Here is a 13,826-nt window from a genome sequence, read left to right as displayed (position 1 = left end):
CCCACGCCAGCCTCCCGGCCGCACGCCGGCAGGGCCCCTATTGCCATGCACGGACGCGACCATCTCGATACCTATTTGCTGCGGGTGCTCCACACCCTGCTGACCGAGCAGAGCGTGACGCGCACGGCTGTGCGCCTGGGCCAGTCGCAGCCGGCCATCAGCAATACGCTAAAGCGCCTGCGCGAGATCACCGGCGACGCCATCTTGGTGCGGGGCAAAAGCGGCATGGTGCCAACCGAACGGGGGCGGGAATTGCTGGAGCTGGCCGAGCAGAGCCTGGCGGCGATGGACCGTATCGCGCGTCCTCCGCAGCAGTTCGATCCGGCCACGACCACGCGGACGTTTCACCTTGGCGCCCCGGATTACCTGGATGCCTTCTTCCTGCCAAACATCGTCGAGCGCGTGCGCCGGCTGGCGCCCGGCGCCAAGCTGTTCGTACATCCTATGACGTCGTCGAGCGACTTTCTGGAGGACCTGGAGCAGGGGCAGCTCGACATCGTCATTGGCAACTGGCTGTCGCCGCCCGAGCATCTGCATATCTCGCCGTTATTTGATGACGAGGTGGTTTGCATGCTCGGTGCCCAGCATCCGCTGGCGCGCAAAGGCCTGACGCTGAAGCACTACCTGGAGATGCCTCATCTGGCACCTGCGCCCTATGCTTCGATGCAACGCAGCATGATCGATCAGGCGCTCGCCGAGCAGGGGTACAAGCGCAATATCCAGGTGACGCTACCGTACTTTGGGCTGGTGCCGTATGTGCTGATGAAAACCGATATGGTGTTCACCACCGGCCGCCAGTTTGCTGCGCACTATGCGCAGTATTTGCCGATCCGGATGGTGCCGTCTCCGGTGACGTTCCCGCGCATGCGGTTCTACCAGCTCTGGCATGAGCGGTGCCATGCGGCCCCGGATGTGATGTGGATGCGGAGGATGATCGCGGAGGTGGCGACGGATTTGCCGCAGTTGCCGAGGTTGGAGGCGGAGGCGGGATAGAGGTGGCTGCCTTTGGTGTGGTATTACCCCTCGACTTCCGGATTTACCAGCGTCATATCTGACCCATATGGGTCTTCTGCCCGCACCACCACCACGGTGACGTTGTCGTGCCCGCCGTGGTCCAGCGCTGTCTTTACCAGTGTCTGTGCAATGGCGTTCAGGTCGCCCCCTGCGGCAAGCACGGATGCGATGGTGTCGTCCTCGACCTCGTTGCTCAGCCCATCGCTGCAAAGCAGGAACACGTCGCCGTCGGCGACATCGACGAACAGTTGCTCGGGCAATAACGTATCGGCCGCGCCAACGGCACGCGTGATGGTGTTGTGCGCCGGATGATGTCGCGCTTCTTCGGCGGTGATGAGGCCGCGTGCCAGCAGCCGTTCCACCTGGCTGTGGTCTCGGGTCAGGCGCTGCAAGTGCCCGGCGCGCAGCCGGTAGAGACGGCTGTCGCCGGCCCACAGGTAGCCGCAACGGCGGTCGCCGGTGGCCAGCGCCACGACGGTGGTGCCCACGCACCGTACCTGCAGGCGTGCGGCTTCGGCAATCAGCGCGCGGTTGACGTCCTGCAGCGCGGCGCCGACGTCGGCGAGCCGTTCTTCCAGCGTTGACCGGGGCGGAAGCGCCGCCAGCGCTTGCGTGACGGCCTGGCTCGCGAAATCGCCGACGGCATGGCCCCCCATGCCATCGGCCACGACCCAGATCCCGAGGTCCGGCAGATCCAGGCAAGCGTCCTCATTGCGCTCGCGTACGCGCCCAACGTCGGTGCAGGCTGCCGAAGCCCAGCGGAATTGCGTCACGCCAGTCAAGATACCCTCCTTCCGCGTGAAATCGGGTCGTTTCCGGATTCCATGTCTGGAACGCGTTGTTCATCTGACCAGCATAGAAGTTGTTCTTCGTCTCGTAAAAGTTGATCACCGTGGTCCTGCCGCTCGTCAGGGACGCGTCGACCCGGGAAGTTCGCAGTGGCGGGTGTTATCTGCAAGTTGGCGCCGGCTCATGGGTGTCGATCCGAGCGACGGTGGAACGGCGCAATGGTGGTGGCTAACCAACAGAATGTCGGTGATGACGTTGGTCATTCGGCAACAGTTTCCCCAGATCCGACAGCGCCGCTTTCCCGTAAACGCTGGTCCTGGCAGGGAAATCGATGTCCTGGCATGGCGCATGCAGAGGTCTGGCAACCACGCAGCAATGACTGCCGCCACCAGACACCCGAGACAGCCATGCCACACCAGCCCGCACAACAAGACGAACGCCGCGACGGCGCGAGCCATGACGCCGACTTGCCGCTGGGCGCCCATTTGGTGACGGGACGCCAGGGCTATGTGCATCACGGCATCTATGCCGGCCACGGCCGCGTGATCCACTATGCCGGCTTCGCCCGCGCGCTGCAGACCGGGCCGGTCGAGGAAATCAGCCTGGCGGCATTTGCCGCGGGCCGTGCCGTCGCCATCCGCCTGGAACCGTGTGCCCGCTTTGTCGGCCTCGAGGCGGTGTCGCGTGCGCGGTCGCGTCTGGGCGAGAACCGCTACTGCCTGTTCTCCAACAACTGCGAGCACTTCTGCTCATGGTGCCTGTCCGGCGAAAGCCGCAGCGAGCAGGTGGAAGCCGGCCTGCGCCATCCGCGCGCCGCGCTGCAGACGATGCTACGGCTCTGCGCCAGTTTCCTGCAGGTCAGCCTGCGAACCGCCTGAAACGTTTTCCATTCAGAACACGAAGGAGCCAGCCATGTCCGGACTGATCGTCAGAGCAGATTGCGCCGTCTATAGCGGCCGCCAGAGCCACCGCAACGGCCAGCCCGCCGTCGCCGCAGCCAGAGGCCGCCATGCCGGCGTCAGGGCCGGGCGCCATGAGCCGCGTCGCGCGCGACTCGCTTCGCAGGGGCGGTCACCGGTAACAGGCGAGTGCCGGCGGCGGTGATGCACTGAATCGGGGGCGGGAAGATGGAAGTAGATGGTCCCGCCGACAGGAATCGAACCTGTATCTAGCGCTTAGGAGGCGCTCGTTCTATCCATTGAACTACGGCGAGGGACAGAGCTGTCAGGACCGTCGTTCCGCGGGGCAGCGGTGATCCTGAAGACGGGCCGGAGTATATCAAAATCCTCCCGCCGGAGGCGTTTTGGGGGAAAGAGGAAGGGGTGGAGGCGCGCAAGCGCCAGACGCAGCGCGCCCGGCGACAAGCGGCTGCGGAAAGGTCCGGATTGGCGGTTGCCTGTACAAGCCGTGCGGCACCGCTCGACGCGATGGCTGTTTGCCACCGCGTCAGATTCGCCAGCTATTTCTTGTGATGCACCAACCGGTTCCACCAGTACTGCACCGGATGTTCATGCTCCGGATAGAACGGCGATTTATGGAAAAACTCGGCGCGAACAGCCAGGATGTACAGCGCGACGATGATTGCGGCGAGGAGCAGGGCGGTAAGCATGGCGGTCTCCCGTGGCAGGAACCACATCCATTCTAGGCCGCACCGTTGTCAATGCCCGCTGGTTTTCGAGAATAGCTGGATCACCGCCACACCGGCGATGATCAGGCCAATGCCGGCGCAGGCGGCGAGGTCGGGTACCTGGCGGTACAGCACCATGGCGATCAGCGTGACCAGGACGATGCCCGCGCCGCTCCAGATGGCATAAGCGACGCCCACTGGTACGGTCTTCATGACCAGCATGAGCAGATAGAAGACGCAGGCATAGCCCGCTACCACGAGGATGCTGGGCAGCAGGCGCGTGAAGTTCTCGGCGGCCTTGAGGCTACTGGTGGCGATGACCTCGGCAACGATGGCCAGGGCAAGGAGCAGGTATCCGTTCATAGGCGAAACGCGATGGCGAAGGGGTGGAAGGACAGACGGCAGGCGGCAATGTAGCGTAAGCGGCGCTTTGGTGAAACGTTATGCCCTCCCTTGCGGTGGTTGTGCAAAGTGGCGTGGCAGTCTTGAATGATAGTGTGCGGTGTGCGATACATTGGCCCACTGCCAAGGCAGTTTCGGCAGTACCCGACCAGGCCGGCAATCCACAACAACGTACGGCGGCGGGCGTTTTTCTTTCCGGCTTTTGGGGGAGCAGTATGAGCAATCAAGGCATTGACGGAGCTACCGTCTGGCCCGCCACACGCATGGCAGCCGCGGAGGCTGACGAATCGGGCGTCTGGCAAAACACGATCGCGGTGGCGGATTACGCGCTTGAGGAGGCGAGCCGCATCCACCGCGGCGTGCAAAGCAATCTCAAGCTGATGCAGGAAGTCCGGGCGCTGCGCGAAGAATTGCGCAAGGCCCACGCGGAAGTCGACCGCTACCGGGGCATGCACGCGCGCGTGGTGGTCAGCATGCGCCAGCTCGAGGAGGAGCATGCGGCCGAGATGGGCCGGCTGCAGACAGAGAACGAGATGCTGCTGGTGCGCCATCGCGTCTACAAACTACTGGCTGAGCACTACGGCACCGCGGCGCTGCGCTTCGACACCGCCACATTCTGCGAGCACCGCGACCGCGTGCTCCAGCACGTGCTGTTCCAGCGCCGCAAGGGCGTAGCGCTCGAAGAGGTCCGGTCTCGCGATATCGGCTTCCTGCTGCTCTAGTCCATTAGCCGCTGACCGGTCAGGGGTCGTCAGGCGGCCTTGCGGCGCAGCACCAGCAGCGTCAGCATGCCGCCCACCACGCCCCAGAAGGCCGAGCCCACGCCGGCCAGCGTCATGCCGGACGCGGTGATCATGAAAGTGATCAGCGCGGCTTCACGCTCGTCCGGCGTCTGCATGGCCACGGTCAGTCCATTGGCGATCGATCCGAGCAGCGCGAACGCAGCCAGCGCCACCACCACGGCTTTGGGGAAGGCCGCGAACAGCGCGGCAATGCTGGCCGCGAGGATGCCGGCCAACAGATATCCCACGCCGCAGACCACGGCAGCGGTGTAGCGCCGTGCCGGGTCGGCGTCGGCCTGCGGCCCGGTGCAGATGGCGGCCGTGATGGCGGCCAGGTTGATGCCGTGCGAGCCGAACGGCGCCAGCACGGCCGAGGCGAAGCCCGTGACGGTAATCAGCGGCGATGCCGGCACGTGGTAGCCGTCCGCGCGCAGTACCGCCAGGCCGGGAATGTTCTGCGAGGCCAGCGCCACGATGAACAACGGAATGGCGATGCTGACAAAGGCCTGGAACGAGAATGCCGGCGTAGTCCAGACCGGTACCGCCACCGCCAGGTGGAATCCTTCAAAGTGCAACTGGCCCAGCGTGCCGGCCAGTGCCACGCCAACCAGCAGCACACCGGGCACCGCGTAGCGTGGCCACCAGCGCCGGCCAGCGAGATAGGCGGCGAACATCGCCAGCATCAGCAGCGTCTGGTCCTGCGCCTGTACGAACACATCCACGCTGATCCGGAACAGGATGCCGGCAAGCAGCGCCGATGCAATGCTCGCCGGCAGCGCCCGCATCAGCTTGTCGAACCAGCCGGTCAGCCCGGCGGCGGTCATCAGCAGCGCCGCCATCAGGAAGGCACCGATCGCTTCCGCATAGGGACCGCCCGGCAGGCTCGCGATCAGCAGTGCGGCGCCGGGCGTGGACCATGCCACCACCACGGGCACGCGCATGGCCAGCGACAGCCCGATCGTGGTCACGCCCATGCCGATCGACAGTGCCCACAGCCAGGACGAGATCTGCGCACTGCTCAAGTGCGCAGCCTGCCCGGCCTGGATCATCAGCACGAGAGAGCTGGTGTAGCCGGTCAGCGTGGCAATCAGGCCCGCAACGAGCGCGGAAACGGAAAGATCGGACAGCTTCAGGGAGGTGGCAGGCATGAGTCAGGAAGGAGACGGGAAGGAGACCTGAGCGGCACGGCCGACATCTTCGCATGAGTGCTGCCGCCCGTTGTCCCTGGCTGCTTCGCTGCCGAGTCCGCCGCCTCAGTCCGCCACTTTGTCGCTCGGGAACTTGAAGGAATCGCGCAGCAGGTAGCTCATCGGAATGTCGAGCGTGATGCCGTGCGGCGGAATCGGTGCCTGGAACCACTTCTTGTAGAGCCTCGGCGTTTCCTGGTCGTAGACTGCGGCGATCAGCGTCTTGTCGACGAGCTTCTTGAACTCCGGGTCGCTTTTGGAAAGCATGATGGCGTACGGCTCGATGGTCAGCATTTCGCCGGTGACCTTGAAATCGCCCGGTCGGCTGGCGTTCGCGCGCAGGCCGTACAGCAGCACGTCGTCCATCACGAAGGCATCGGCCTTGCCGGCTTCCACCATGGCAAAGGCTTGGGCGTGGTCCTTGGCCTCGACCAGGCGCCACTGCATGACCTTGCCTTCGTCCATCTTGCGCAGCATGGCCAGCGGCGTGGTGCCTGACGTGGAGACGACCGTCTTGCCGCGCAGATCCGCCCACTTGCTGATGCCGGAATCGGTCTTCACGATCATGCGGCTGCCGGCAATGTAGTGCGGGATGGTGAAGGCCACCTGCTCGCGCCGTTCCCGGTTATTGGTGGTCGAGCCGCATTCCAGGTCCGCCTTGCCCTCGACGATAGCGGGAATGCGGTTGGCCGGCGTGACCGGGACCCACTCGACGCGCAGGCCGGGCAGGTGCAGCGAGGTGCGTACCGCATCGGCGATCTTCAGGCACAGGTCGACGGCATAGCCGACCGGCTTGCCGTCGGCCACGAACGAGAACGGTACCGAGCTTTCGCGGTGCGCAATGCGGATAACGCCGGTTTGCTGGATGTGATTCAGGACCGGCGCGGTGGCAGCGCCGGCGGAAGCTGCGCCGGTGGCCAGCATGGCAGCGCAGGAAAGGGAGGACAAGACAAGCACAGCGTTCGGGCATGAAACCCGGCGCGGCAGACCCGTTTCGATCATGGAAACCCCCGTCAAATGGAACGAAAAGCAAAGGCGGCCGCTAAGTCTGGTTCCTTGCGGCTCTGATATGTCGTTATCGCGCTGTACCCCCTGCAGGCGCTCTGCCGGCAGGCTTGTCGCCCTGAAGCAGTACTGCTGCGCGGACTATTGTTCCATGTGCGCCCAGTTGCAGACAAATTCTCTGAAGTGAAGGCGTGCGACGCATGCAACGGAGCGCCAGTAGGCCAGTTGACGGGGGCTTTCCCTTACGGATATTTCCGAACTGGAGTGACCGGCATGCCGTTGTTATGCTTTCTCGGTGCCTTGCGAGCAGGGCACCGAGGAGAGACTCTTGGGCCCGCTATGCGGGCCCTTTCTTTTGCGTCGGCGGTACATCGCGCTCTCGGCGGAGCGGCTGCCCATACCTGTGGTCTACAATGCGGCCTGCTTCGCCTTGTCGCCGCCGTGCACGCAGGCGCCGGCGACCCATTCCGATTCCGCAATTCCGCAATTCCGCTGCCCCATTCCTCCCATGGCCCTGTTTTCCATTAACGATGCCCAGCTTGCTTTCGGGCACGTGGCCTTGCTCGACCACACCGATTTTTCGCTGGAAGCCGGCGAGCGTGTCGGCCTGATTGGCCGCAACGGCTCGGGCAAATCCTCGCTGCTGAAGATCGTGGCGGGGCTGGCGGCGCCGGATGACGGCCTGATTGCGCGCCAGTCGGGCGTGACCTCGGCCTACGTGCCGCAAGAGCCGCAATTCGATCCGGGCATCACCGTGTTCGATGCCGTTTCGCAGGGCATGGGCCAGGCGCATGACCTGCTGATGCGTTACGAGGCCGCCGCCGAGCGGCTGGCCGACAGCCATGACGAAGCCGCGCTGGCCGAACTGCACCGGCTGCAGTCGGAGCTCGATGCCGCCGGCGCCTGGCATCTGCGCACCCGCGTGGAAACCACGCTGGCCCGGCTGGGGCTCGATCCGCATACGCCCGTCGGTGCGCTGTCCGGGGGCTTGCAGAAGCGCGTGGCGCTTGCTCAGGGTCTGGTCGCGGAACCGGACATCCTGCTGCTGGACGAGCCGACCAACCACCTCGACGTGGAAGCGATCCGCTGGCTCGAAGACCTGTTGCTCGGTTTCCGCGGCAGCGTGCTGCTGATCACCCACGACCGCGCGTTCCTGGACCGCGTGGCGACCCGTATCGTTGAACTCGACCGCGGCCGCCTGCTGTCTTTCCCGGGCAACTTTGCGGCCTACCAGGCCCGCAAGGAAGAACTGCTGGCCGCCGAGCAGGTGGAGCAGGCCAAGTTCGACAAGCTGCTCGCGCAGGAAGAAGTGTGGATCCGCAAGGGCGTCGAGGCACGCCGCACGCGCAGCGTGGCGCGTATCCAGCGGCTCGTGGCGATGCGCTCCGAGCGCGCGGCGCGGCGTGAGGCACAGGGCAACGTCAAGCTGGAGGTGTCCCAGGCCGACCGCTCCGGCAAGATCGTGGCCGAGCTGATCGACGTGAACAAATCCTACGGCGACAAGGTCGTGGTGCGCGACTTTACCGGCACCATCATGCGCGGCGACAAGGTCGGCCTGATCGGCCCCAACGGCGCCGGCAAGACCACGCTGCTGCGCCTGATCCTCGGCGAACTGGCGCCCGACAGCGGCACCGTGCGCAATGGCAGCAACCTGCAGGTCGCGTACTTCGACCAGATGCGCACGCAGCTCGACCTCGAGAAATCGCTGGCCGACACCATCAGCCCGGGCAGCGACTGGGTCGAGGTCAACGGCCAGCGCAAGCACGTGATGAGCTATCTCGGCGATTTCCTGTTCGCGCCCGAGCGCGCGCGCTCCCCGGTCAAGTCGCTGTCCGGCGGCGAGCGCAACCGACTGCTGCTGGCACGCCTGTTCGCGCGCCCGGCCAATGTGCTGGTGCTGGACGAGCCGACCAACGACCTCGACATCGACACGCTGGAACTGCTCGAAGAGCTGCTGCAGGACTACAGCGGCACCGTGTTCCTGGTCTCGCACGACCGGGCGTTCCTCGACAACGTGGTGACCTCGACGATTGCCGCCGAAGGCGACGGCTTGTGGCGCGAATCGGTCGGCGGCTATTCCGACTGGGTTGCGCAGTCCGAGCGCAGCGCGGCGCTGCAGGCGGCGCGAAAGACCGAGCAGAAGGCGGCCGAGGCTGCCAAGACCAAGGATTCGCGCGACGCGCGCGGCGCCAACCGTACCGTCAAGCTGTCATACAAGGAACAGCGTGAACTGGACGGGCTGCCGGAGCGGATCGCTTCGCTGGAAACGGAACAGAAGACGATCGCCGCGCAGCTTGAGGACGGTTCGCTCTATGTCAGCGATGCGGCCAAGGCCGCCGAACTGGCGACCCGGCACGACGAGATCGAGATGGAACTGCTGGAGGCGCTGGAGCGCTGGGAAGTGCTGGAGGCGAAGACGAAGGGCGAGGCGGGCTAACCACACCACGCCAGCACCATATTCGTCAGGTCCACCATAAACGACGGCCGCAGATACCCGATAAACCCAAGCACCAGCGCTGCCGCCAGCCCAAGCAGGCCGGCGGCGCGCAGCAGGCGTTGGCGGGCAATGGTCGTCATGCCGCGGCCGGCTGCGGTCGCGCGACCGCCTGCTCGCGGATCGGCAGGTTGACCAGCGCTGCCATCACGCCCAGTGCCATCGCGATCATCCACACCGTGGTGTAGCCGCCCGTGCGGTCATACAGATAGCCGCCTAGCCACGCGCCCAGGAAGCTGCCGATCTGGTGCGAGAAGAACACCACGCCCGACAGCATCGACAGGTATTTCACGCCGAACACCTGGGCGATGATGCCGTTAGTCAGGGGCACGGTCGACAGCCACAGGAAACCGATCATCGCCGCGAACACCCAGGTGCTGGCGGCCGTCAGCGGCAGCAGCAGGTAGCCCGCGATCACCACCGAGCGTGTCAGGTAGATCGCCGACAGCAGGTAGCGCTTGGGCATGCGTTGCCCCATGGCGCCGGCGGTGTAGGTGCCGAACACATTGAACAGGCCGATCAGCGCGAGCGCCACGGTGGCGATCTTCGGATCGGTCAGGCCCTTGTCCTTCAGGTACGGCGCCAGGTGCACGCCGATGAACACGACCTGGAAGCCGCACACGAAGTAGCCCAACGTCAGCAGTTGGAAATTGCGGTTGCCGAACGCCTCGCGCACAGCCTGGCCAATGGTCTGGTGATGCCCGCCGTCGTGCGCAGTCATCTTCGGTTCCCGCAGCGTGAACGCCAACGGCAGCATGACGCAGGCCATCAGCGCCATTACGAACAGCGCGTTCTGCCAGCCTATGCCCGAGATCAGCGTCTGCTCGGCCGGGATCATCAGGAATTGCCCGAACGAGCCCGCCGCGGCGGCAATGCCCATGGCCCAGACGCGCTTGTCGGGGCTGGCAATGCGTCCGATCACGCCGTAGACGATGCTGTACGTGGTGCCCGACTGCGCAATACCGATCATGACGCCCGCACCGGTCGCAAAGGCCGTGCCGCTCGTCGACAGCGCCATGACTACGAGGCCGCCGACGTACAGCACCACGCCAATAAGCATGATGCGCAGCGCGCCGAACTTGTCGGCAAGCGCACCCGCAAACGGCTGGCTCGCGCCCCACATCAGGTTTTGCAGCGCCAGCGCGAAGGCGAAGGTCTCGCGGTTCCAGCCGTGGGCCTGGGTGATTGGAAGGTTGAACAGGCCGAAGCCATGCCGGATACCCATGGAAAGGGTGACGAGCAGGCCGCCGCACACAAGCACGGTGGTCAGGGAGAGTTGTCGGTTCTGCATATCGGGCTCGCTGCGGGCGGAGGAGTGCCGCTGTCGTGTTCTTGTTGTGTTGCCCGGGCGCGGCATAGGGAAGCCGGAGCGGGTTTGCGCGAGTTTACTCCGGCTCGCCGGAAGGCGTCGGGTGCTGCCCGCAAGTCCGGACGGGCGGCATGGTAATCCGGAGGCGCTCCGGACGGCCCGCAAGGAAGGGCGCTGACGCCGCTGCCTTTTTGCCACGATTGCCGGTCCGGGCTTCCATTACAATGCAGTGCCCGGCACCCCGGCGCAGCCACGAATGCGCGCCGCAGTGGCCGGGATCTCCACTTTCGTAGCGACTCCATGGCGAGCAAAACCAGTCAGTACAGCGAATCTTCCATCCGGGTCCTGAAGGGCCTGGAGCCGGTCAAGCAGCGTCCCGGCATGTACACCCGCACCGACAACCCCCTGCATATCGTGCAGGAGGTGATCGACAACGCGTCCGACGAGGCGCTGGGCGGCTTCGGTTCCGAGATCCTGGTCACGCTGCACCGCGACGGCAGCGTCAGCGTGGAGGACGACGGCCGCGGTATCCCGGTCGGCATCCACCCGGAAGAGGGCGTGCCGGTAGTCGAGATCGTGTTCACGCGGCTGCACGCGGGCGGCAAGTTCGACAAGGGCAAGGGCGGAGCGTACGCGTTTTCGGGCGGCCTGCACGGCGTGGGCGTGTCGGTGACTAATGCGCTGTCGACGCAGCTTGATGTGTCGGTCTGGCGCGACGGCATGATGTCCACGCTGACCTTCTCGGGCGGCGACGTGACCGCGCCGCTGACCTCGCGCAAGCTCGAGCGCGGCGAGAAGAAGAACGGCACGCGCGTCCAGGTCTGGCCGGACGCCAAGTATTTCGATTCGGCCGCGATTCCGCAGGCTGAACTGCAACGTCTGCTGCGCAGCAAGGCGGTGCTGCTGCCGGGCGTGAAGGTCACGCTGGTGATCGAGAAGTCTGGCGAAACCCAGACGTGGCAGTACGACCAGGGTCTGAAGGGCTATCTGGTCGAGGCGCTGGCGCAAGGCAGCGGCGCTGAGCTTGTGATCCCGATGTTCGAAGGCGAGCACTTCGCCGATCCGGACGCAAACCCCGGCGAAGAAGGCTTCGCCGACGGCGAAGGCGCTTCCTGGGTGGTGGCCTGGACCGAAGAGGGCGCGCCCGTGCGGGAGTCCTACGTCAACCTGATCCCGACCCCGGCCGGCGGCACGCACGAGTCCGGCCTGCGCGAAGGCCTGTTCCAGGCAGTCAAAAGCTTTATCGAGATGCACGCGCTGCAGCCCAAGGGCGTCAAGCTGATGAGTGAGGACGTGTTCGCGCGCGCCTCGTTCGTGCTGTCGGCCAAGGTGCTGGACCCGCAATTCCAGGGCCAGATCAAGGAGCGCCTGAACAGCCGCGACGCGGTGCGACTGGTGTCGACGTTCAGTCGTCCGGCGCTGGAACTGTGGCTGAACCATCACGTTGAGTACGGCAAGAAGCTGGCCGAACTCGTGATCCGCCAGGCGCAGGCACGCACGCGCGCCGCGCAGAAGGTCGAGAAGAAGAAGGGCTCCGGCGTCGCCGTGCTGCCGGGCAAGCTGACCGACTGCGAATCGACCGACGTCACGCGCAACGAGCTGTTCCTGGTCGAGGGCGACTCGGCCGGCGGCTCGGCCAAGATGGGCCGCGACAAGGAATTCCAGGCCATCCTGCCGCTGCGCGGCAAGGTGCTCAACACCTGGGAGACCGAGCGCGACCGCCTGTTCGCCAACAACGAGGTGCACGACATCGCCGTGGCGATCGGCGTGGACCCGCACGGCGCGAACGATGAGCCCGACCTGTCCAACCTGCGCTACGGCAAGATCTGCATCCTGTCGGACGCGGACGTGGATGGCGCGCACATCCAGGTGCTGCTGCTGACGCTGTTCTTCCGCCACTTCCCGAAGCTGATCGAGGCTGGCAATGTCTGCGTGGCGCGCCCGCCGCTGTTCCGCGTCGACGCACCTGCGCGCGGCAAGAAGCCCGCGCAGAAGCTGTATGCGCTCGACGAAGGTGAGCTCGAAGCCATCCAGGACAAGCTGATCAAGGACGGCGTCAAGGAAGGCAGCTGGCAGATTTCCCGTTTCAAGGGCCTTGGCGAAATGAGCGCCGAACAGCTCTGGGAAACCACCATGAACCCGGATACGCGCCGCCTGCTGCCCGTGGCGCTCGGCGAATACGACCTGCCGCAGACCGTCGAGATGATGAACATGCTCATGGGCAAGGGCGAAGCCGCCCAGCGCCGCAGCTGGCTCGAGGAGAAGGGCAACGAAGTCGAGGCGGACATCTGAGCGCCAGTCTGTACGCCGTCCGACATTGGGGGATAATGCGCGCTTCGACGTCCTCGCCCGCAAGCCGCAACGCAAGATGAGAACGAGACCGACCCGCAAACCATGGCAACAGGCGGCCGCAGCCGCGCTGATGGTGGCTGGTCTCGCCTGCGCGCCGGCGGCGCATGCCGAACTCTACGGCTTCGTCGATGCCGATGGCATTGCTCACTTTGCAGACCGCAAGCTCGACGAGCGCTACAAGCTTTTCATGCGGGAAGGCGGCAGCTTCGATACTTCGCGCGAGTCGAGCGCCGCGCCAAAGAGCGACCTTGAGCAGCACAAGCTGTACCGCTACGTCGTCAATCACCCGAATATCGCCAAGGTCGAGCCGATGATCCGGCAGATCGCGGACAAGCAGGATGTCGACCCGGCGCTGGTCAAGGCCGTGATGGCCGTGGAGTCCGGCTTCAATCCATCGGCCGTATCGCCCAAGGGCGCCATCGGGCTGATGCAGGTGATTCCCGATACCGGCGCGCGTTTCGGCGTGAGCGGCGATGCGCGCCGCAGCGTCGAGGAAAAACTGGCCGATCCGCGTACCAATATCTCTGCCGGCGTGCGCTATCTGCGCTGGCTGATGGAACTGTTCCCCGACAACATCGAACTGGTACTGGCCGCCTACAACGCGGGCGAGGGCGCGGTGCAGCGCTACAACAACCGGATTCCGCCGTACCCGGAGACGCAGCAATACGTGAGCACCGTGCTGCAGTTCTACCGGCTCTACAAGCCCGGCGGCGGTGCGGTCGTGACCCGCACCAGCGCGGCAGTTGGCGGGCCTTCACGCGTAAAGATGGTGATCGGCGGACGGCGCAACATGCCCTGACCGAGATACCCGAATAACAAGCCACCCGGCGCGCCTGCTTCACATCATGGCGCGCCGTCTTCTTGC

13 protein-coding genes and 1 tRNA gene are annotated in these 13,826 nt (G+C 65.3%); 6 read left to right on the top strand and 8 right to left on the bottom strand.

Features of this window, described 5'->3' with window-relative positions; translation table 11 throughout:
• The first annotated feature begins 45 nt into the window (after positions 1–45).
• Complete coding sequence (locus tag ACIGJG_RS12455; protein WP_041679673.1) at positions 46–993, top strand: LysR substrate-binding domain-containing protein; 948 nt, start codon at positions 46–48, stop codon at positions 991–993.
• Between the two features lie 23 nt (positions 994–1,016).
• On the opposite strand, the gene ACIGJG_RS12450 is transcribed toward ACIGJG_RS12455, so the two are convergent.
• Positions 1,017–1,796, bottom strand: a complete 780-nt coding sequence (locus ACIGJG_RS12450) for a PP2C family protein-serine/threonine phosphatase (RefSeq protein WP_140951925.1) — start codon at positions 1,794–1,796, stop codon at positions 1,017–1,019.
• A gap of 414 nt (positions 1,797–2,210) precedes the next feature.
• Here ACIGJG_RS12450 and ACIGJG_RS12445 point away from each other — a divergent pair, with 414 nt between their 5' ends.
• Positions 2,211–2,681, top strand: coding sequence for a lecithin retinol acyltransferase family protein (locus ACIGJG_RS12445; RefSeq protein ID WP_041679672.1), 471 nt, complete (start codon positions 2,211–2,213; stop codon positions 2,679–2,681).
• A 260-nt stretch (positions 2,682–2,941) separates the two neighbouring features.
• On the opposite strand, the gene ACIGJG_RS12440 is transcribed toward ACIGJG_RS12445, so the two are convergent.
• From ACIGJG_RS12440 to ACIGJG_RS12430, 3 genes are all read right to left on the bottom strand, one after another.
• Positions 2,942–3,016 (bottom strand) — tRNA-Arg (locus tag ACIGJG_RS12440).
• Between the two features lie 246 nt (positions 3,017–3,262).
• Positions 3,263–3,412: a hypothetical protein gene (locus ACIGJG_RS12435; RefSeq protein ID WP_166487012.1), complete on the bottom strand. Its 150-nt coding sequence runs from the start codon at positions 3,410–3,412 to the stop codon at positions 3,263–3,265.
• Between the two features lie 48 nt (positions 3,413–3,460).
• Positions 3,461–3,793 carry a DMT family transporter gene (locus ACIGJG_RS12430; protein WP_483672410.1) on the bottom strand — a complete coding sequence of 111 codons (333 nt, stop codon included), beginning with the start codon at positions 3,791–3,793 and terminating at the stop codon, positions 3,461–3,463.
• 254 nt (positions 3,794–4,047) lie between these two features.
• On the opposite strand from ACIGJG_RS12430, the gene ACIGJG_RS12425 reads away from it, so the two are divergent.
• Positions 4,048–4,554, top strand: coding sequence for a hypothetical protein (locus ACIGJG_RS12425; RefSeq protein WP_011298514.1), 507 nt, complete (start codon positions 4,048–4,050; stop codon positions 4,552–4,554).
• A 29-nt stretch (positions 4,555–4,583) separates the two neighbouring features.
• On the opposite strand, the gene ACIGJG_RS12420 is transcribed toward ACIGJG_RS12425, so the two are convergent.
• Both ACIGJG_RS12420 and ACIGJG_RS12415 read right to left on the bottom strand, forming a co-directional pair.
• Complete coding sequence (locus ACIGJG_RS12420) at positions 4,584–5,762, bottom strand: benzoate/H(+) symporter BenE family transporter (protein WP_483672409.1); 1,179 nt, start codon at positions 5,760–5,762, stop codon at positions 4,584–4,586.
• A 105-nt stretch (positions 5,763–5,867) separates the two neighbouring features.
• Positions 5,868–6,803, bottom strand: coding sequence for an amino acid ABC transporter substrate-binding protein (locus tag ACIGJG_RS12415; RefSeq protein WP_011298512.1), 936 nt, complete (start codon positions 6,801–6,803; stop codon positions 5,868–5,870).
• A 511-nt stretch (positions 6,804–7,314) separates the two neighbouring features.
• Here ACIGJG_RS12415 and ACIGJG_RS12410 point away from each other — a divergent pair.
• The gene (locus ACIGJG_RS12410) at positions 7,315–9,243 is read left to right on the top strand and encodes an ATP-binding cassette domain-containing protein (RefSeq protein WP_483672408.1); all 1,929 of its coding nucleotides are present in this window, start codon (positions 7,315–7,317) and stop codon (positions 9,241–9,243) included.
• On the opposite strand, the gene ACIGJG_RS12405 is transcribed toward ACIGJG_RS12410, so the two are convergent.
• Both ACIGJG_RS12405 and ACIGJG_RS12400 read right to left on the bottom strand, forming a co-directional pair.
• Positions 9,240–9,383, bottom strand: a complete 144-nt coding sequence (locus ACIGJG_RS12405) for a hypothetical protein (protein ID WP_166487011.1) — start codon at positions 9,381–9,383, stop codon at positions 9,240–9,242. The genes ACIGJG_RS12410 and ACIGJG_RS12405 overlap by 4 nt on opposite strands.
• Positions 9,380–10,591, bottom strand: a complete 1,212-nt coding sequence (locus tag ACIGJG_RS12400) for an MFS transporter (protein ID WP_483672407.1) — start codon at positions 10,589–10,591, stop codon at positions 9,380–9,382. The genes ACIGJG_RS12405 and ACIGJG_RS12400 overlap by 4 nt, the downstream gene beginning before the upstream one ends.
• Before the next feature lie 318 nt (positions 10,592–10,909).
• Between ACIGJG_RS12400 and ACIGJG_RS12395 the strand changes: the two genes are divergently transcribed.
• Both ACIGJG_RS12395 and ACIGJG_RS12390 read left to right on the top strand, forming a co-directional pair.
• Complete coding sequence (locus ACIGJG_RS12395) at positions 10,910–12,901, top strand: DNA topoisomerase IV subunit B (RefSeq protein WP_011298509.1); 1,992 nt, start codon at positions 10,910–10,912, stop codon at positions 12,899–12,901.
• Between the two features lie 76 nt (positions 12,902–12,977).
• Positions 12,978–13,760 carry a lytic transglycosylase domain-containing protein gene (locus tag ACIGJG_RS12390; protein ID WP_011298508.1) on the top strand — a complete coding sequence of 261 codons (783 nt, stop codon included), beginning with the start codon at positions 12,978–12,980 and terminating at the stop codon, positions 13,758–13,760.
• Positions 13,761–13,826 lie beyond the last annotated feature (66 nt).

It is taken from the genome of Cupriavidus sp. C1SS-2L, from assembly GCF_057073735.1.
Note: the sequence above shows the minus strand (reverse complement) of the source record. Positions and strands in the feature narration are given on the sequence as shown.

What these genes read in the sequence shown, in the direction of transcription:
- ACIGJG_RS12445 (WP_041679672.1), top strand. Translation starts at nt 2,211, where the DNA reads ATGCCACACCAGCCCGCACAACAAGACGAACGCCGCGACGGCGCGAGC.
- ACIGJG_RS12435 (WP_166487012.1), bottom strand. Translation starts at nt 3,412, where the DNA reads ATGCTTACCGCCCTGCTCCTCGCCGCAATCATCGTCGCGCTGTACATC.
- ACIGJG_RS12410 (WP_483672408.1), top strand. Translation starts at nt 7,315, where the DNA reads ATGGCCCTGTTTTCCATTAACGATGCCCAGCTTGCTTTCGGGCACGTG.
- ACIGJG_RS12430 (WP_483672410.1), bottom strand. Translation starts at nt 3,793, where the DNA reads ATGAACGGATACCTGCTCCTTGCCCTGGCCATCGTTGCCGAGGTCATC.
- ACIGJG_RS12425 (WP_011298514.1), top strand. Translation starts at nt 4,048, where the DNA reads ATGAGCAATCAAGGCATTGACGGAGCTACCGTCTGGCCCGCCACACGC.
- ACIGJG_RS12455 (WP_041679673.1), top strand. Translation starts at nt 46, where the DNA reads ATGCACGGACGCGACCATCTCGATACCTATTTGCTGCGGGTGCTCCAC.
- ACIGJG_RS12420 (WP_483672409.1), bottom strand. Translation starts at nt 5,762, where the DNA reads ATGCCTGCCACCTCCCTGAAGCTGTCCGATCTTTCCGTTTCCGCGCTC.
- ACIGJG_RS12395 (WP_011298509.1), top strand. Translation starts at nt 10,910, where the DNA reads ATGGCGAGCAAAACCAGTCAGTACAGCGAATCTTCCATCCGGGTCCTG.
- ACIGJG_RS12405 (WP_166487011.1), bottom strand. Translation starts at nt 9,383, where the DNA reads ATGACGACCATTGCCCGCCAACGCCTGCTGCGCGCCGCCGGCCTGCTT.
- ACIGJG_RS12400 (WP_483672407.1), bottom strand. Translation starts at nt 10,591, where the DNA reads ATGCAGAACCGACAACTCTCCCTGACCACCGTGCTTGTGTGCGGCGGC.
- ACIGJG_RS12390 (WP_011298508.1), top strand. Translation starts at nt 12,978, where the DNA reads ATGAGAACGAGACCGACCCGCAAACCATGGCAACAGGCGGCCGCAGCC.
- ACIGJG_RS12415 (WP_011298512.1), bottom strand. Translation starts at nt 6,803, where the DNA reads ATGATCGAAACGGGTCTGCCGCGCCGGGTTTCATGCCCGAACGCTGTG.